This is a genomic window from Arthrobacter monumenti (assembly GCF_054511255.1).
This window is the reverse complement of the sequence record NZ_JBTNCY010000001.1, coordinates 131,122-148,830: the sequence shown is the minus strand read 5'-3', so window position 1 is coordinate 148,830 and position 17,709 is coordinate 131,122. Positions and strand designations below refer to the sequence as shown.

At 62.9% G+C, this 17,709-nt stretch carries 21 protein-coding genes; 20 read left to right on the top strand and 1 reads right to left on the bottom strand.

Annotated elements, in window-relative coordinates:
- The first annotated feature begins 41 nt into the window (after positions 1-41).
- From ACX80B_RS00685 to ACX80B_RS00595, 19 genes are all read left to right on the top strand, one after another.
- The gene (locus ACX80B_RS00685; protein WP_459292005.1) at positions 42-737 is read left to right on the top strand and encodes an alpha/beta fold hydrolase; all 696 of its coding nucleotides are present in this window, start codon (positions 42-44) and stop codon (positions 735-737) included.
- 81 nt (positions 738-818) lie between these two features.
- On the top strand, positions 819-2,252 hold the full coding sequence (locus tag ACX80B_RS00680) for a sensor histidine kinase (RefSeq protein ID WP_459292003.1): 1,434 nt from the start codon (positions 819-821) through the stop codon (positions 2,250-2,252).
- Positions 2,249-2,932, top strand: a complete 684-nt coding sequence (locus tag ACX80B_RS00675; RefSeq protein ID WP_459292001.1) for a response regulator — start codon at positions 2,249-2,251, stop codon at positions 2,930-2,932. The genes ACX80B_RS00680 and ACX80B_RS00675 overlap by 4 nt, the downstream gene beginning before the upstream one ends.
- 90 nt (positions 2,933-3,022) lie before the next feature.
- Positions 3,023-3,904 (top strand): ABC transporter ATP-binding protein, encoded by an 882-nt coding sequence (locus ACX80B_RS00670; RefSeq protein WP_459291999.1) that lies wholly within the window; start codon positions 3,023-3,025, stop codon positions 3,902-3,904.
- The gene (locus tag ACX80B_RS00665) at positions 3,901-5,127 is read left to right on the top strand and encodes an ABC transporter permease (protein WP_459291997.1); all 1,227 of its coding nucleotides are present in this window, start codon (positions 3,901-3,903) and stop codon (positions 5,125-5,127) included. The genes ACX80B_RS00670 and ACX80B_RS00665 overlap by 4 nt, the downstream gene beginning before the upstream one ends.
- A 179-nt stretch (positions 5,128-5,306) precedes the next feature.
- A complete protein-coding gene (locus tag ACX80B_RS00660) occupies positions 5,307-6,182 on the top strand; it encodes a VOC family protein (protein ID WP_459291995.1) in 876 nt (291 codons plus the stop codon).
- 254 nt (positions 6,183-6,436) lie between these two features.
- Positions 6,437-6,892, top strand: coding sequence for a 30S ribosomal protein S16 (gene rpsP / locus ACX80B_RS00655; protein WP_459291993.1), 456 nt, complete (start codon positions 6,437-6,439; stop codon positions 6,890-6,892).
- Between the two features lies 1 nt (position 6,893).
- Complete coding sequence (locus ACX80B_RS00650) at positions 6,894-7,136, top strand: RNA-binding protein (RefSeq protein ID WP_459291991.1); 243 nt, start codon at positions 6,894-6,896, stop codon at positions 7,134-7,136.
- A gap of 86 nt (positions 7,137-7,222) precedes the next feature.
- Entirely contained in the window at positions 7,223-7,777 is a 555-nt protein-coding gene (gene rimM, locus ACX80B_RS00645; protein WP_459291989.1) for a ribosome maturation factor RimM, read from the top strand.
- Entirely contained in the window at positions 7,777-8,568 is a 792-nt protein-coding gene (trmD, locus tag ACX80B_RS00640; protein ID WP_459291987.1) for a tRNA (guanosine(37)-N1)-methyltransferase TrmD, read from the top strand. Before rimM ends, trmD begins: the two co-directional genes overlap by 1 nt.
- Before the next feature lie 208 nt (positions 8,569-8,776).
- Positions 8,777-9,118 carry a 50S ribosomal protein L19 gene (gene rplS, locus ACX80B_RS00635; protein WP_459291985.1) on the top strand — a complete coding sequence of 114 codons (342 nt, stop codon included), beginning with the start codon at positions 8,777-8,779 and terminating at the stop codon, positions 9,116-9,118.
- Between the two features lie 20 nt (positions 9,119-9,138).
- Positions 9,139-9,858: a signal peptidase I gene (gene lepB, locus ACX80B_RS00630; RefSeq protein ID WP_459291983.1), complete on the top strand. Its 720-nt coding sequence runs from the start codon at positions 9,139-9,141 to the stop codon at positions 9,856-9,858.
- Positions 9,859-10,758, top strand: a complete 900-nt coding sequence (lepB, locus tag ACX80B_RS00625) for a signal peptidase I (RefSeq protein ID WP_459291981.1) — start codon at positions 9,859-9,861, stop codon at positions 10,756-10,758.
- Positions 10,755-11,474, top strand: a complete 720-nt coding sequence (locus ACX80B_RS00620; protein ID WP_459291979.1) for a ribonuclease HII — start codon at positions 10,755-10,757, stop codon at positions 11,472-11,474. The genes lepB (ACX80B_RS00625) and ACX80B_RS00620 overlap by 4 nt, the downstream gene beginning before the upstream one ends.
- Entirely contained in the window at positions 11,471-11,797 is a 327-nt protein-coding gene (locus ACX80B_RS00615; RefSeq protein WP_026535151.1) for a DUF2469 domain-containing protein, read from the top strand. The genes ACX80B_RS00620 and ACX80B_RS00615 overlap by 4 nt, the downstream gene beginning before the upstream one ends.
- Before the next feature lie 164 nt (positions 11,798-11,961).
- Positions 11,962-12,318 (top strand): YraN family protein, encoded by a 357-nt coding sequence (locus ACX80B_RS00610; RefSeq protein ID WP_459291977.1) that lies wholly within the window; start codon positions 11,962-11,964, stop codon positions 12,316-12,318.
- The gene (locus tag ACX80B_RS00605; protein WP_459291975.1) at positions 12,318-13,880 is read left to right on the top strand and encodes a YifB family Mg chelatase-like AAA ATPase; all 1,563 of its coding nucleotides are present in this window, start codon (positions 12,318-12,320) and stop codon (positions 13,878-13,880) included. The genes ACX80B_RS00610 and ACX80B_RS00605 overlap by 1 nt, the downstream gene beginning before the upstream one ends.
- Positions 13,877-15,097 carry a DNA-processing protein DprA gene (dprA, locus tag ACX80B_RS00600; RefSeq protein ID WP_459291973.1) on the top strand — a complete coding sequence of 407 codons (1,221 nt, stop codon included), beginning with the start codon at positions 13,877-13,879 and terminating at the stop codon, positions 15,095-15,097. Before ACX80B_RS00605 ends, dprA begins: the two co-directional genes overlap by 4 nt.
- A 128-nt stretch (positions 15,098-15,225) precedes the next feature.
- Positions 15,226-16,188, top strand: a complete 963-nt coding sequence (locus ACX80B_RS00595) for a tyrosine recombinase XerC (protein WP_459291971.1) — start codon at positions 15,226-15,228, stop codon at positions 16,186-16,188.
- Positions 16,189-16,191: 3 nt separating this feature from the next.
- On the opposite strand, the gene ACX80B_RS00590 is transcribed toward ACX80B_RS00595, so the two are convergent.
- Positions 16,192-16,959 (bottom strand): fructosamine kinase family protein, encoded by a 768-nt coding sequence (locus tag ACX80B_RS00590; protein ID WP_459291969.1) that lies wholly within the window; start codon positions 16,957-16,959, stop codon positions 16,192-16,194.
- Positions 16,960-17,192: 233 nt separating this feature from the next.
- Here ACX80B_RS00590 and ACX80B_RS00585 point away from each other — a divergent pair, with 233 nt between their 5' ends.
- The gene (locus ACX80B_RS00585) at positions 17,193-17,696 is read left to right on the top strand and encodes a DUF3145 domain-containing protein (RefSeq protein WP_459291967.1); all 504 of its coding nucleotides are present in this window, start codon (positions 17,193-17,195) and stop codon (positions 17,694-17,696) included.
- The last annotated feature ends 13 nt before the right edge of the window (positions 17,697-17,709 follow it).

The following is a 17,709-nucleotide window of genomic DNA, read 5'->3' as shown; positions in this document are numbered from 1 at the left end:
TGCGCGGCGATTCTGTCGTTGGCGTCGGATAGCGTGCACGCATGAGTAAAGAGCGGATTGTCTTCGTGCACGGCAGCGGAAGTTTCGGTGCTGCCGCCTGGCCGAAGCAGCACAGGCTCGCCGGCCGCTATGACTGCCTGTTCGTCAAGCGGCACGGATTCGATACGACGGCGGATCCGGAGCCCACCGATTTCGACGCCGACATGCGCATCGTGCTGGACAACCTGAATGGCAGGCCGGGACATCTCGCAGCGGCCAGCCAGGGTGCTATTGCCGCGATGATGGCCGCCGTGGAGCGGCCGGACTTGATCAAATCGCTCACCTTGTTTGAACCCGCATGCTTATCACTGACGGTGGATCTGCCCGCGACAATGCAGCACAGGGAAGTCGTCGGTCCGTTGTTCGAGCGACCGGCCGAAATGACCGACGGGGAATTCCTGCGCGAATTTGTCCGGCTGGTGCACTCCACCGATGCCCGGATGCCGACCACCGAGGATGCCAAACGGTCTGCGTCCCGGCTCCGGTTGCAACGTCCGTCATGGGAAGCCCCGCTGCACATCGTTCCCGGCGTTCCGACGCTCGTCGTCACTGGTGCGTGGGAGCCGCTGTATGAAGAAGTGGCGGACTATTTGGAAAGTACCGGCGCGATGCACGTCCACACCGGCGGTCACCATCGGCCGCATGACACTGACGAAGGACACCAGGCACTGGCGGATTTCATTTCCAGCCATGAATGACCTCCCTGATCTCATCCCTTAGGCGGACCCGGGATGGAACGCCGTCCTATTAAGCTGAACCATATGGTCAAAGGTCGTTCCATGATTCCGGAAGGTCTCGCCGAGTGGTGGTCCGATGCGGATCAGTGGGAACGGCCCGCTCCGTCGGAGGCACAGCTGCGCCGGGATATCGCCGGTGCTGGTGTCTTTGTGCTGGTCAGCGTTGTACTGCTGGAGCTGAGCCGCAGTTTTGGCGTGATGAATTCCGACGACCACGCGGTCTGGCAGCAGTATCTGGTGCTGCTGATGATCACAGCGCCGCTGGCCGTCCGGCGGCGCTACCCGCTGACGGTGATGCTCGTGCTCTCGGGACTCTTTATCGTTCTGGCGCTGTGGATTCCGGCGATGGCTATGCAGATTCCATATCAAGTCGCGTATTTCGCGTCGCTCTATACCGCCGTCGCCTGGGCCAGGGACCGGCGGATGCTCTGGCTGGGCGCCGCCGTCGTCATTACCGCCATGTTCACCTGGCTGATCCTGTCCATGACCGTTGCCTCCGCGGTGGACCAGATCCTGGAGCGGGCCCTTGAGGATGGGGCGGCCCCGGGGCCCTTTCCACCGGTCGTCTCCTACGCCGTGTACCAATTCATCATTAATATTGCCTACTTCGGTGGAGCCTTGATGGCCGGACAGGTCTCGTGGCGCAATGCCCTGCAGCGCAGCCAGCTGGCGGAGCAGGCCCGGCGGATCGAGCAGCAGTCGGCAGAGATTGCCCGAAGGGCGGTGATTGAAGAGCGGCTGCGCATCGCCCGTGAGCTGCACGACGTCGTCGCACATCACATTTCCGTCATTGGCGTGCAGGCGGCTGCCGGCCGGCGGGTCCTGGAGACTAAACCTGCGACGACGGCGGAGTCGTTGCAGGTGATCGAAGAGTCCAGCCGCGAAGCAGTGGCGGAAATGCGCGGACTTCTCGGTGTCCTTCGCACAGACACCGAACTTCCGGACGACGGCGGGCAGTCCTCCGGGGGCAACGGTTCCGGCGATTCGGGCGCCGGTGGGGCAGACCGGAACACGGGCGGACGGGCGCGGACACCTGAACCGGGGTTGGATGACCTCCCAGCGCTGGTGGCCGAGCACAGGGAACTCGGGCTGGAAGTGGAGTTCTCCGCCGTCGAACATGAGCCTGACGCCCTCGAGGCGGTGTCCGGTCCGGTGGCACTTTCGGTCTACCGCACCGGGCAGGAATCGCTGGCCAATATCCGCCGCCACTCGACGGCCACGGCCGCGGTGATGACGTTGCGGACCGGAACGACTGACGAACGGAAATGGGTGGAACTGGAAACGGTGGACAACGGAAGGCCGAAGGAATCGGGCGACGGCGGTTCGGGCTACGGACTGCGCGGGGTACGGGAAAGGGCCTCGCTGCACAGGGGAGTTGCCGAGATTGGTCCGCGTGAAGGCGGCGGCTGGCGGGTGCGGGTCCGTTTCCAGTTGCAACCGGAGCGGGCTATTCCAGCCGCGCGGACTCAACGATGAAGCCGGTACGTGTCCTGCTGGTGGATGATCAGGCGCTGGTCCGGTCCGGTTTCGCCGTCATGCTTTCTGTGGAGGACGACATCGAAGTGGTTGGCCAGGCGGGGAACGGGCAGCAAGCCGTTGAGGCAGCCATGCGCTTGGATGTCGACGTCATCTTGATGGATGTGCAGATGCCGGAGCTGGACGGGATCGAGGCGACCGAGCGGATTGTTGCCGCAGGCCGTGGCAAGGTGATCATCCTGACCACTTTTGAGCGCGACGACTATCTGTTTGATGCCCTTCGTGCCGGCGCCAGCGGCTTCCTGCTCAAAAACGCCGATCCGGACGAACTGGTCGGTGCCGTGCACGCCGTCGCGGATGGACACGCGTTGCTGGCGCCGGAAATGACCGTCCGGGTGATCGAAAAGCTGACTCAGCACACGAGCCGCGAGGACAACAATCCGGCTGCCCGCGGCGGGGAACTGCTCCTCCGGGTTACGGAGCGGGAGCGTGAAGTGCTTCAACTGATCGCCCGCGGCTGCAGTAATGCGGAGATCGCCACTGCGCTGTTCCTGAGCGAAACGACCGTCAAGACACACGTATCCAATCTGCTGGGCAAGATCCAGGCGCGTGACCGGGTGCAGGCCGTCGTCTTCGCGTACGAATCCGGGCTCGTCCGGGCGGGGGAGCCGGAGAGCTGAACATCTCGGTCTTCCGGCCGATCCGTTGGAGTTGACGCGTTCCTAAGCTGGAGGAAATAGAGCCGGCGCAAGAGTGAGGAAACAGCAGCCATGCTGCAGATTGAGCATCTGAGAAGGACGTTCGGAGACCAGACGGCGGTCGACGACGTCAGTTTCACCGTCGAACCTGGCCGGATGACCGGCTTTGTCGGCGCAAATGGAGCCGGCAAGACCACCACCATGCGGATGATCATGGGCGTGTTGGCCATCCACTCGGGCCAGGTCCAGTGGAACGGACGACCGATCACGGCGTCGGACCGCTCACGCTTTGGCTACATGCCGGAGGAGCGTGGCCTGTATCCGAAGCAGCCGGTGCTCGATCAACTGGTCTACCTCGGACAACTCCGCGGCATGAGCCAGGGCGATGCCCGCCGCGAAGGTCTGCGGATGATCGGGCGGTTCAGCCTTGAGGAACGGCAGAAGGACAAACTGGAATCGCTGTCCCTCGGGAATCAGCAGAGGGTGCAGATCGTCGCCGCCCTGCTGCACCGGCCGACCGCGCTGATACTCGACGAACCGTTCTCCGGTCTGGATCCGGTCGCTGTCGATTCCATGGTCGATCTGCTCCGCGAACGGATTGCAGAGGGCACGCCGGTGCTGTTCTCCAGCCATCAACTGGATCTTGTGGACCGGCTCTGCGATAACCTCGTCGTTCTCTCCGGCGGGCGTTTGGTCGCGGCCGGACAGGTGGATTCGTTGCGGCGCCAGGGGCAGCAACGTCACCGCGTGGTGACCGGGCCCGACGCCGGGTGGCTGCGTGAAGTGCCGGGTGTCAGGGTTCTTGACGTTGAAGGTTCCAAAGCAATCGTGGAGATCGTCGATCCGGCTGCACGCAGGGCCATCGTCGAACAGGCTCTGCACCGCGGAGGCCTGGACGAATTCACTCCCATTGTTCCCAGTCTCAGCGAGATCTACCGGGAGGTAACCCAATGAGCGCCCCCGCCAGCACAAAGTCCAAGCCGACCGCACCGCCGTCGTCCCCGTCCCCGGTGAACAACGCCTGGGCAATTGTGACGCTGCGGGAAGTGACAGTGAAGGTCCACGACCGCGGCTTCGTCGTGTCCACCCTGGTGACGCTGTTGTTGATCGCCGGCTGGATGGGCGTCAGTGCCTTCTTCTCCAATCAGGCCGACGAGCATACGGTCGCTGTGGTAAGCCCCCAGGCGGAACGCGTGGTCGGCGGTGCGGGGAACTCAGATCCTGTGGCCGGCGACGAAGTCGTTATCGACGCTATGGAGGTTGAATCCGGAGCGGCTGCACGTTCGGCCGTGGACTCGGAGGAGGCCGGTGCAGCCCTGCTGCAGGTTGATGGCGAATGGACCTTGATCGGCAAGGACTCCATCGACGACGGACTTCGCGGGCTGGTAGCGGAGTCTTTGGCGGATTTCGTGCTCGGGATGAACGCGCAGGCGGCGGGCACCAGCTCCGGGGAGTTGCTGGCCGGCAGCGAACTGGAAACCGATGTCCTGCAGGGGAGTGTGGAGGACGAGACGCTGAACACTATTGTGGCTTTCGCCTTCAGCTTCCTGTTCTACATGTCGGCGATCATTTTCGGGATGGCGATAGCGACTTCCGTGCTGGAGGAAAAGCAGAACCGGGTGGTCGAAATCCTCGCCACGGCCATTCCGATCCGGCAGTTGCTGTATGGGAAGGTGATCGGCAATACCATACTGGCCATGGTGCAGCTGGCCCTGTATGGCTGTATTGCGCTGATCATGATGAACCTGACCGGAGATACCAGCATGCTGGGAAGCATCATCGCCGCATCCGGCTGGTTCTTTGTGTACTTCCTGGTCGGGTTCCTGATCCTCGCATCCGCCTGGGCGGTGGTGGGTTCGCTCGCCAGCAGGTCCGAGGACCTGCAGTCCAGTTCGATGCCGGTCATGATGGTGATCTTCGCCGCCCTGTTTGCTGGCATGTTCGCCGAGGGTACCCTGCTGACCGTTGCCTCCTATGTTCCCGTGGTCTCGTCGGTGGCGATGCCGGTGCGGTTGCTCGCCGGCGATGTCGCGCTGTGGGAGCCGTTGCTGTCGATCGCCGTGGCACTGCTCGCGGCTGTGGTGCTGGTGCGCCTCGGCGAGAAGATCTACCAGCGGGCCGTGCTGCAGTCCGGCGGGGCGTTGACCCTGCGGAAGGCCATGCGCCTCGAGCAATAGTTGGCCTTGCGCAGGCGGTCGGTGTTCGCCTGCGAGGTAGCCCCTGACCGTCGACGTAGCCCCTGACAACCCGCTACCCCGACGGGGAACCCGCTACCTCGACGGCGAACCGCCAACTTCGAAGCAGACCGTCCGGCGGGGGCTTGGCAAAAGGTGAAGCTTCAACTATTATTGTACGTATGAACCTTCAAGCAACGAATCAGGACCTCCTCCCGGCCGATCTCGCCATGGGCACGGTCATGCTCAAGGTCGGCGACATGAAAAAGATGCTCGACTACTACCAGAAGGCCCTTGGCCTGGATGTAGTGGCCGAGGCCGACGGCGGCGTGTATCTGGGCCGCGGCAGCACGCCCCTGATCCACCTCGCACCCGCGGCGGGCCTGAAGATCCCTTCCCGCGGCGAAGCCGGACTCTTCCATACCGCCCTGCTCTTCAACGATCAGGCCTCGCTTGCCGCCACGGTCGCCTCTGCGGCACAGTACAACCCGCAGGCGTTCGTGGGCAGCGCCGACCACTTGGTCAGCGAAGCGTTCTACTTCACGGACCCTGAAGGCAACGGGATCGAGCTCTACTACGACAAGCCGCGGAGCACCTGGCAGTGGCAGAACGGGCAGGTGCAGATGGACAACGTCGCACTCCCGCCGCAGGGGTACCTCAACTCCCACCTGACCGAAGAAGCGGTGACGGGCCAGCGCAAGGCGGGTGCCGGCGTCGGGCACGTTCATCTTCAGGTGGGCGACGTCCAGACGGCACAGCAGTTCTACGTCGACACGCTCGGATTCGAGAAAACCGCAGGATGGCATGGCCAGGCACTGTTCGTCTCGGCCGGCAAGTACCACCACCACATGGCCATGAACGTGTGGAACAGCCGCGGCGCCGGGCCCCGGAAGGACACGCTGGGCCTCGGTGAAGTGCTGATCACGGTGCCGGGAACGGACGACGTCGGTGCACTGGCTGAGCGGCTGTCCCACCGGGGCGTTGCGGCCAGCCACGACGGCGCAGAGCTGCGGTTCGAGGATCCGTGGCGGAACACCATCCGTGTCGCCGCCACGTAAGCCGTCGCCTGTCTGGATTCGCCGGATCTGCGCGTGAACCGGCGTCGGATGAGGTGTCAGCGGCAAGCCAATGACGGCACTGGCGCGCCAAGTCGCGGAAGGGGCCGGGTTTCTGGCACAATAGACTCCGTACCCGATCCGTACGGCCCCTCTCACCGTGCGCGCATTGTGTCCTCAGAACCCCCATGAATGGCCCGCCCCACGGGTGCAGGAAACGGGTTCGCCCTTAAAATCATCAAGGAGTGACCACACAAGTGGCCGTAAAGATTCGTTTAAAGCGCTTCGGCAAGAAGTTCGACGCTCACTACCGCATTGTCGTCATGGACGGCCGTGCCAAGCGCGATGGCTATGCCATCGAAGAGGTCGGCAAATATCAGCCGATGCAGGAGCCCTCGTTCATCGAGGTCAAGTCCGAGCGCGTCCAGTACTGGCTCGGCGTTGGCGCACAGCCAACCGAGCAGGTTGCCGCCATCCTTAAGATCACCGGTGACTGGCAGAAGTTCAAGGGCCTTCCCGGTGCCGAGGGCACCCTGAAGTACCCCAAGGGCAGGGAGCCGTTCGTGGCTCCGGAGAAGGACTCGGTCATCGTGCCCGAGGCCATCACGCCCAAGAAGAAGGATTCCGCTGAGGCATCCGACGCAGAGAAGGCTCCGGAAGCGGACGCCTCCACTGAAGAGGCTCCGGCCGCCGAAGCTGAGAAGGCTGAGTAGATTGCTGGCTGACGCACTCGAACACTTGGTCCGCGGCATTGTCGACAGTCCTGATGACGTCGACGTGTCGATGAAGAGCAACCGCCGGGGGGAAACCCTTGAGGTGCGGGTTCATCAGGACGATCTCGGACGGGTGATTGGCCGCCAGGGCCGCACCGCACGCGCCCTGCGCACGGTGATTTCAGCGTTGGCCGATGGTGAGCCGGTACGCGTGGACGTCGTTGATACGGACCGCCGCCGCTGACCTCAGCTGTATAAATGAAGACTGTTCGGCCCCGCCACCAGATAATGGTGGAGGGGCCGAATTCTTTTATCATCGAAGGAGAGTCCATGCAGGTTCAGATTGCAAGGATCGGGAAACCACACGGAATCCGCGGAGAGGTCACCGTCCAGGTGATGACGGACGATCCGCAAAACCGTTTCGTCACCGGCGCCGCGTTCGACGTCGAACCCCCGAAGCTTGGTCCGTTGACCGTGGCCAGTTCCCGCTGGAACAAAGACATTCTGCTGCTCGGATTCGAGGGCGTGCCGGACCGCAATGCCGCTGAGTTGCTGCGCGGGGCGAAGCTATTCATTGAAACAGAAGAGGTCGACGACGACGAGGACGACGCCTGGTACGAGCACGAACTGGTGGGCCTGAAGGTCCGCGTGGTCTCCGGCGCCGACGAACCCTACGACGAGGTCGGCACCGTCAGCGGCTTGAACACCATGCCGGCGCAGGACCTTTTGGTGGTTGAAACAACCGCCGGCGATGAAGTCCTGGTCCCGTTTGTCGCTGAGATCGTTCCCGAGGTCAACGTCGAGGGCGGTTACATCCTGCTCGACCCGCCGGCCGGCCTCTTTGAGCTGAACCGAGGCGACAATGGCCCAGGAAGCAACGGCTAGTGAGAATCGACGCCGTCAGCATCTTCCCCGAGTACCTGGCACCGCTGGAGCTCTCCCTGATCGGCAAGGCGCGGCAGGATGGAATTATTGACCTGCGGATCCATGATCTCCGCAGCTACACCACCGACCGGCACCGTACCGTTGACGACTCGCCCTACGGCGGCGGCGCCGGCATGGTGATGAAGCCCGAGCCGTGGTCCCAGGCGCTCGAGTCCGTCCTTGCTGACGATCCGGGTGCGCGCCCGACGTTGATCGTCCCCTCACCGGCGGGTGAAGTCTTCAATCAGGCGCTGGCGCACGAACTGGCCGAAGTGCAGCATCTGGTGTTCGCTTGCGGCAGGTACGAGGGTATAGACGAGCGGGTCATCGACTGGGCTCAGGATCATTTCACGGTGCGCCCGGTGAGCCTCGGCGATTACGTCCTGAACGGGGGAGAGGTCGCGGTCCTCGCCATGGTGGAGGCGGTCGGACGGCTGCTGCCCGGCGTCGTCGGTAATCCCGAGTCCCTGGTGGAGGAATCCCACGCCGATGGGTTGCTGGAGTATCCGGTCTACACCAAACCGTCGAACTGGCGCGAACGTGAAATACCGGAGATCCTGCTCAGCGGAAATCACGCGAAAATCGCACGATACCGGCGCGACGAGCAACTCGCCCGGACCGCAGCCCGGCGCCCGGACCTGATTGAGCAACTGGATCCCGACTCGTTGTCGAAACACGACCTCGCGACGCTGTCCGCTCTCGGGTACGCGATTGAGGGCGCCGCCGTCGTGCAGGTACGACGATTACCATAGATTGCCCAACTGTGGCAGAATAAAACCTTGTGTTTACTGGGTTCGCCCCTGCCACAGGGGGAGCGCAATCGACAGTCAAACACACCGGCTCCGCACCTCATCAGCGGAACCGGTGCAACCTCAACTTTCGGCAAGGTTTCCTGCATTGGGCAGGCTTCGTTGCCGCGACCAAAGTGAGCGACCTGTGGCGTTCACCAGGAGTGACAATATGCACATCCTAGACAGCGTAGACGCAGCCTCGCTGCGCAGCGACATTCCCGAGTTCCGCGCCGGTGACACCATCAAGGTGCACGTGAACATCATTGAAGGCAGCCGTTCACGTGTCCAGGTGTTCCAGGGCTTCGTCGTGGGACGCCAGGGCCATGGTGTTCGCGAGACGTTCACTGTCCGCAAGGTTTCTTTCGGCTGTGGCGTGGAGCGTACCTTCCCGGTGCACTCGCCCATCATCGACAAGGTCGAGGTTGCCAGCCGTGGCGATGTCCGCCGCGCGAAGCTGTACTACATGCGTGAACTGCGCGGCAAGGCTGCGAAGATCCGCGAAAAGCGCTAAGCACTCCTCGCAAGAGAACGGTGCACGATACACAAACTCTTCGCGGCAACACCGCAGAGAACAACACAAAACGCCGGCCCCGGAAACTGGGCTGGCGTTTTGTGCTCTGGGCGGCCATCGCAGGAGTGGTGGCGGCCGCCATCGTCCGGGCTTTCTTCGTGGAGATCTATTACATCCCCTCCGGATCCATGGAACCGACGCTCCAAGAGGGGGACCGCGTCCTGGTCAGTCGCAATGGTTTCGACGACGGCGGCATCCGGCACGGTGACGTGGTGGTCTTCGACGGCCGGGGTTCCTTTGCGCCCCTGCACAGCGGTGATCCGTTTCCCTTGGCGGCAGCGAAAACCATCGGGCAATGGCTGGGTCTCATCGGCAGCGACACGGTCTACGTCAAACGCGTCATCGGACTTCCTGGCGACCGCGTCACCTGTTGCGATAAGGCCGGCCGGTTGTTGGTGAACGGTGACCCGCTGGAGGAGAATTACCTGTACCCTCAGGATGCAGCCAGTGAGTTGGAGTTCGATGTGCGCGTGCCGGAAGGTAAGTTGTGGTTAATGGGCGATCACCGGTCGGTTTCGGCGGATTCGCGTTCGCTGCTCGGAGCACCGGGCGGCGGATTCGTGCCGATCGACCGTGTTATCGGCCGGCCAACCACCATCATCTGGCCGCTTGACCGGATCGGCCCGCTTGAGCGGGTTCCGGCCACCGGGGGAACAGCTATGACAATGAAGGGCACATAAATGCCGGACAGCACCGCCAATCAGGCCGAGGACGACGGTTCCGCCCGCCATTCCGCCCAGCACCGGGAGGACCCGCCGGTCACTGGACCTGGTACTCCTGCCGCCGAAACACGTGCCGGGAGCCACACAAGTAGAGGCAGTCACGCCAAGGACAACGACGGCGACGACGACGGTAAAGGTTCGGGTGGCGGCAACTGGGGCTGGCTGCGCGAGATCCTGGTGATCATCGCCGTCGCACTCATTCTGTCGTTCCTGATCAAGACCTTCCTGTTCCGCGCATTCTTCATCCCGTCCGGATCCATGGAGAACACGCTGCGGATCGACGACCGGATCTTCGTCAACCTGCTGGCGAAGGAGACCGGGGACATCGAGCGCGGCGACGTCGTGGTCTTCGAGGACAACATGGGCTGGCTGCCGCCGGTCGAGCAGCAGCCTGACGGCCCGGCCAACTGGTTCAACGAAGCGCTGACTTTCGTCGGGCTGATACCGGACAGTTCCCAGCAACACCTGGTTAAACGGGTCATCGGCGTCGGCGGAGACCATGTTGTCTGCTGCAACGCGGAGGGCCAGATCACCATCAATGGTGAACCGATCGAGGAGCCCTACCTCTATCCCGGAGCGGCGCCGTCGGACAGTGAATTCGATGTGACAGTCCCCGAAGGTAAAATCTGGGTCATGGGCGACCACCGGAATGCCTCCTCGGATTCACGCGAACACCACCGGACAGACGGCAACGGCTTTGTCGATTTGGATGCCGTTGAAGGCGAAGCTGTCGTCATCGCCTGGCCCTTGAGCCACTTCGACTTCCTCGGAAGCTATCCGGAGGTGTTCGACGACGTTCCCGAACCCGCTTCGTCCGCCCAGTCACTAACCCGCCCGGAGCCGGTAGGAGCGGAATGAGTAAGAGCCCCACCCTGCGGTACGAGCGGTCGCTGACGTCCTCGGGGCACCGCCTGATCGCCGGCTGCGATGAAGTCGGCCGCGGTGCTTTGGCCGGTCCCGTGAGCGTCGGCATGGTGGTCGTTGACGCCTCTGCCGTCCGCAGTCTCAAGGGCGTACGGGACAGCAAGCTGCTCTCCGCCGTCGACCGGGTGGCACTTGTGCCGAAGATCCAGCGGTGGGCCATTTCCTACGGCGTCGGCCACGCCAGCGCTGAAGAGATTGACGACGTCGGACTCATGGCTGCGCTGCGCCGCGCCGGTAACCGTGCCTGGGCGGAGTTGCAACTGCACGCACGACCCGATGCTGTGGTGCTCGACGGCAATCACGACTGGCTCTCAGTACAGCCACAGGGCTCGCTCTTCGAGGCTGAACCGGCCGGTGACTGTGAACCCGCGGCATGCAATGCCCCGGTCTACACGAAGATTAAGGCCGATCTGCAGTGCCTCAGCGTTGCAGCGGCCAGCGTGCTGGCAAAGGTCGAACGGGACACGCACATGGCGGAACTAGCCGTCGAATATCCCGCCTATGGGTGGGAAATGAACAAGGGCTATGCCACAGCGTCCCACCGCAAGGCGATCCAGGAACACGGACCGGCACTGGTGCACCGGCGCAGTTGGAACCTCACCGGTGCCCCGCGGATCGATGCGTCGTCCTCTGAGATGATGGGTTTATGAGCGCCGAAGATCTTGAAAACTATGAAACGGACATGGAGCTGCAGCTCTACCGCGAATACCGCGACGTCGTCGGCTTGTTCTCCTATGTGGTCGAGACCGAGCGGCGTTTCTATCTGGCCAACAAGGTCGATGTGCAGGCCCGCTCGGCCGAAGGCGAAGTCTATTTCGACCTGACCCTCCAGGATGCCTGGGTGTGGGATGTGTACCGGTCGGCGCGCTTTGTGAAGAATGTCCGGGTCATCACGTTCAAGGACGTCAATGTCGAAGAACTGGTCCAGTCCGACGAATTGCAGGTCCCCAAGGATCCCGGGCCCGGCCTGTAAACCATCCCTCCGCGGATAACTCACTGGCTCCGCCGCGCATGGTCCGCCGTCCCGGGGCCATCTTTTCCTCCACAATCTCCCCTTTTTGCCTGACCGTCCACATAGCGCCTTGATGCTCTTACCCTCTGCTCCAGCAGCGCCAATGCTGGAAGCGGAGGTAATTGATGAGAGCGAAAGATGCACTGGGCCAGCGCGGCGAAGCACTGGCAGTGAACTATTTGGAAGAGACCGGCCTCAGGGTCGTTGACCGGAACTGGCGCTGCGCCGACGGGGAAATCGACATAGTCGCCATCGACGGCAATATTCTTGTTGTGGTGGAGGTCAAGACCAGGACCTCGCTCGCGTACGGCCATCCATTTGAGGCCATTACCGAAGCGAAACTGCAGCGGTTGCAGCGGCTGTCGGGTGCGTGGTGCCGGTTCCACAATCTTCGGTTCCGACGGCGGCGCATCGACGCCGTTTCCGTGCTGGATGATGGTGCGGGACCCGTGGATATTGAGTATCTGAAGGCGGTCGGCTGATGCCGCTGGGGAGGACCCACGGTGTGGCGCTGGTGGGACTGACCGGCCACATCGTCGAGGTCGAGGCTGATATTGGACAAACCCTGCCGGCCTTTGTGCTGCTGGGGCTGCCGGACGCGTCGTTGCATGAGGCCAAGGACCGGATTCGTTCCGCCGCGCAAAATTCAGGAATTCCACTGAGCAGGCGCAAGATCACCGTGAACTTGATCCCTGCAACACTGCCCAAACGGGGATCCAGTTTCGACCTGGCAATTGTCGTGGCCGCGCTCAGGGCAGCTGGTGATATTCGTGATCCTGGTCAGGAGGTGTTCATCGCTGAACTTGGCCTCGACGGTCGGCTCAGACCGGTCCGCGGAGTGCTTCCGGCCGTGATGGCCGCCGCCGGCGCAGGCTACAGCGATTTTGTAGTCGCAGCGGCGAACGCCGACGAAGCAAAACTGGTACCTGGAGTCAATGTGCACAGTTACCGAACGCTTGCAGAGGTCGCACTGGCCCTCGGCGCTGACCCGCTGCATCTGGCCTTGCCCGAAGATTCCGAAGCCGCAGCTGAGGTATCAATGTCGTCCGCTGATGACGACGGAACGGGTGCGGCTCCGCGGGATGTTCCCGATATGGCCGACGTTGCCGGGCAAGGGGATGCGCGCCTGGCGTTGGAGGTGGCTGCGGCCGGCGCCCATCACCTCCTGATGACCGGTCCTCCCGGGGCAGGCAAGACAATGTTGGCCGAACGATTGCCCGGCCTGTTGCCTGACCTCGACGATTCGAAGGCCATGGAGGTCACCGCTATCCACTCACTGGGTGGAATCGCCGCGGAGCGGGCGTCGCTGATCCGCCGCCCGCCTTTCGAGAGCCCGCACCACAGTTCCACGGCAGTTGCCATTATTGGCGGTGGGACAGGGATTCCGCGGCCCGGAGCGGCTTCACGTGCACACCGGGGCGTGCTCTTTCTCGATGAAGCGCCCGAATATCACCGCGGTGTACTGGACGCCTTGCGCCAACCACTCGAGAGCGGCCAGCTGGTCATCCAGCGTGCCGCCGGCACAGCATCATATCCGGCGCGTTTTCAACTGGTGCTTGCCGCCAATCCATGTCCATGCGGGCAGGCTTCCGCCAAAGGAATCAACTGTACGTGTACGCCGTTCAAACGCCGGCAGTATTTCACACGCATTTCGGGACCCTTGCTGGACCGGGTCGATATTCAAATATCCGTCCCACGCGTTAGTTTCTCTGATTTTGCCGCAGGGGAGACGGCCGAGAGTTCGGCTGTAGTTGCCGAACGGGTGAAGCGGGCCAGAATTCAACAGCACCGGCGGCTGGCTCCTTTCGGTTGTGAGACCAATGCCGAGATTCCGGGCAGGGTACTGCGCAACCGCTTTGCGCTGGATAGGAGCATAACGAGCGCTATGGACCTAGCTCTGGAGCGTGAGACGCTCACGGCCCGGGGATACGACAGGGTGCTCAGGGTGGCGTGGACTTTAGCCGACCTCCGAGGCAGGGAGAGACCGAACGATGAGGATGTGGGGACGGCCTTGGCCTTCCGGCAGCAGGTGAGCGCGGTATGACGACAACAAGGCAGGAGACGAAAGCATTGGACCTCCGCACATCGAGGGCTGCACTGTCGCGGTTGATGGAACCATCCGACATGGTTGGCATGGCTCTGATTGAGAGCGTCGGTCCTATAGACGCACTCCGCATTGCAACGGGACAAATCAGGGCCGGTTCCCAGACGAGCCAGGATATCGCAATGATACTGGAGGCGCAGGGGACCATATCCAAACGCTCAGGTCTGGGGGAAGCACTCAAACGCTGGGCGCCCAGGACCGCGGATTTGGCGCCGGAGCGGGATATCGCGACCATGCAACGGTTAGGCGGACGGATCTGGACGCCTGAGGACAACGAGTGGCCGGAGGCACTGCTCGACCTTGGCATCGCCCAACCTATATGTCTATGGATCCGGGGCGGTCCGGACAGCGGAGTCCCCGTGGAAAACCGCAGTGTCGCGCTGGTCGGCTCAAGAGACAGCACCAATTACGGCAACAGCGTGACAGGGGATCTGGCTGCGGGCCTGGTACAGCGGGGTATCTGTGTTGTGTCGGGTGGTGCCTACGGCATCGACGCCCAAGCCCATCGTGCTGCCCTCACGACCGGAGCAAGGGGTGACGCGATACCGACGATTGCCGTTTCGGCCTGCGGTCTGGACCGGTATTATCCTGCGGGCAACGAAGATCTGCTCCGGGCCATAGGCCAGCAGGGAATGCTGATCGCCGAAGTCCCGCCTGGTTCATCCCCTACACGTTGGAGATTCCTGCAGAGGAACAGGTTGATCGCAGCGCTGTGCTCGGTCACCGTGGTGGTGGAGGCACGATGGCGGTCCGGTGCCCTGAACACCGCGCACCACGCTGCAGACCTGAGCCGTGAGGTCGCGGCAGTGCCAGGGTCGGTCCACTCGGCCAACTCTGCCGGCTGCCACCGCCTGTTGCGGGAGGGCTCCGCTGTCTGCGTCACCGATGCGGCCGAGATCGCTGAACTGGCCGGACCCATGGGGCAATCATTATCTACTGAACCGGCCGGCCGGGCAGCTGACCACGATGGTCTGAACCTGGAGGATCTGCTCCTGCTCGACGCGCTGCCCGTCAAGTCATCGGCGACATCGGACAAACTCGCGGCAGTGGCCGGGCTTAGCCATACGGCAGTGCTTGCGGGGCTGGGACGACTACAGCTGGCAGGACTGGCCGAATCCATCGGCGGCTCATGGCGAAGGAGGAAACCAAATCGCTAAATCGTTCCGGACAGGTCGGGAAGGCATGTCCGCGGGCATGGCATCCCGGAATGCTGAGGCAACGGGTATCTAATGGAGTGAGACTCAACGAACAGGCACGGGACAGGCAGAAGGGATGGCGCAGCGGCATGGCCCGAAGCAGCAGTAACGGGGACAAGGGCGATGAACGTCTGCCGGGGGATGTACATGCCTTCCAGGAGGCGATTGACGGTTTCGAGCGATACATCACCGCGGAGCGGGGCAGATCGCCGCACACTGCCAGGGCCTACATCGGAGACCTGAACAGTCTTTCCGGCTATGCCGCGTCTACGGGAGCATCTGCACTCGGAGACATCACTCTGGGCATGCTGCGCAGCTGGCTGGGGGAGCTTAGCGCTTCAGGACTCGCACGCTCATCCCTTGCCCGGCGGGCGGCGACGGCGCGGACCTTCCTGCAATGGGCCGTCCGCGAGGAGCTCCTCGAGCTCGACCCGTCCATCAGATTGAAGGCACCAAAACGAAACAGCAGCCTTCCGCAGGTCCTGCATCAGCAGCAAATGTCACGGATGCTCGAAACCCTAGCCGATGGCACCACCACCGGGGAGCCCCTGCGGGTGCGGAACCGGGCAATCGTGGAACTTCTTTACGCCACAGGTCTTCGAGTCGGGGAGCTGGCGGGGCTCGACATCGATGACTTGGACCCTGACCGGCGGACCCTCAGAGTGGTCGGTAAGGGCAACAAGGAACGCACGGTCCCGTATGGATTACCGGCCGCCGTCTCCCTCGATGATTGGCTCCGACGCGGCCGTCCTGCCTTGATTGTGGACGGAAGCGGTCCTGCCCTGTTCCTAGGCAAACGGGGAAGGCGCGTGGACCAGCGGCAAGTACGGGAAATGGTTGGCAAGGTCCTGGCTGAACTCGGCGATACTGCTGCAACCGGCCCACACGCCCTGCGCCACAGCGCCGCCACACATTTACTCGATGGGGGAGCCGACCTGCGGGCGGTTCAGGAGATCCTCGGACACAGCAGCCTCGCAACCACGCAGATCTACACGCACGTCTCGGTTGACAGGTTGCGGCAGAGCTACCAGCAGGCTCACCCACGGGCGTAGCTCTCACACATAGGGTGCGGCGGCTGCCAGGGTTTGGCGCAGGTAGCCGCCGCCAAACAGGATCGCATGCACGAGGAGAGGATACAGCTGATGCAAGCCGACGCGGCCGCGCCATCCCACCGCGAGAGGATGGGCGTCCTCGTAGGACGCGATGACCGTGTCCAAGTAGGGCAGTCCAAACAGCGACAGCATCGCCAGGTCCGATTCCCGGTGCCCGCCGTGGGCGGCAGGATCGATCAGGACAGCCCCGTCCGCGGTCCACATGACGTTTCCCGACCACAAGTCTCCGTGGATACGTGCAGGTGGTTCATGATCATCGAAGTCGCCGGCCCCCAGCCGGTTCGTAACAGCTTCGAGCTGCCGCCGGGCGGAGCTGTCCAGAACACCCTGGGTTGCGGCGATTCCGATCATTGGACCGAGTCTCGCCTCGGCGTGGAAGGTTCCCCACCGGTCGTAGGGCGCGAGCGGGACGGAAAGTGGATTGTCGAGCGGTCCAAAGAAGCCATCGCCATTCCACCCAGGCGGGCCGGCGCCGAATGCCGGTGCCCCTGCGTCGTGGGTGGCGGCCAGCCGGCGGCCGAAGTCCGCGGCCGCTTCACGAGTCGGTGCCGTTGGACTGAGCCGTTCCAATTCCAATGATGTTTGCGAGACCTTGCGGACCTGAGCACAGGGAACGCCCTGCGCTGCCGAGCCCAGCCACTCCAGCCCGGCGGCTTCCAAGGCGAAAAATCCTTTCGGCGCGTCGGCGCGCTGCTTGATGAATCCAGCCATGACAACAGGCTAACGTTTGTGTATCAGGTCTCGTAGAGGTCCCGCCTTGGACGCGTGTCTGCCGCAGTTTGTCACTGTCACTAATTACACTGGCGCAATTCGGATTTGTACGGCAGAATGTGACAGAGCAAGTATGTGGGCTGGTTAACCGGCACGGTACTGCGCGGTAAACAGAATTTCATCACAGGTTGAAGGTCGTTGGGGAAGACGTACCTACAGCTATGGAGGATGGAATGTCTGTTGTGATGGCGCGCGGTGTACTCTTCGTGCACTCAGCCTCTAGTGCGTTATGCCCGCATATCGAGTGGGCCATCGGATCCGTCGTGGATAAGCGAACGGATCTTGAGTGGACCCCTCAGCCTGCCGCGCCTGGAATGTTCCGGGCCGAATTGTCGTGGTCCGGCAAGCAGGGAACGGGCGCCCAGCTGGCGTCTGCGTTACGGGGGTGGGCGCACCTGAGGTACGAAGTCACCGAGGAACCGAGCCCCGGAGTCGATGGCGGCCGCTGGTCCCACACTCCCGAACTTGGCATTTTCCATGCAACCACAGATGTGCACGGCAACATCATGGTGTCCGAGGACCGCATCCGCTATGCCTATGAGAACGGCGCGGGAGACCCCGCAGCGGTCTACCACGAGCTGTCCCTGGCGCTCGGTGAGGCGTGGGACGAAGAACTGGAGCCGTTCCGTCATGCTGCCGAGGGCGCCCCCGTGCGCTGGCTGCACCAAGTCGGCTAGGTAAACCAGCCAC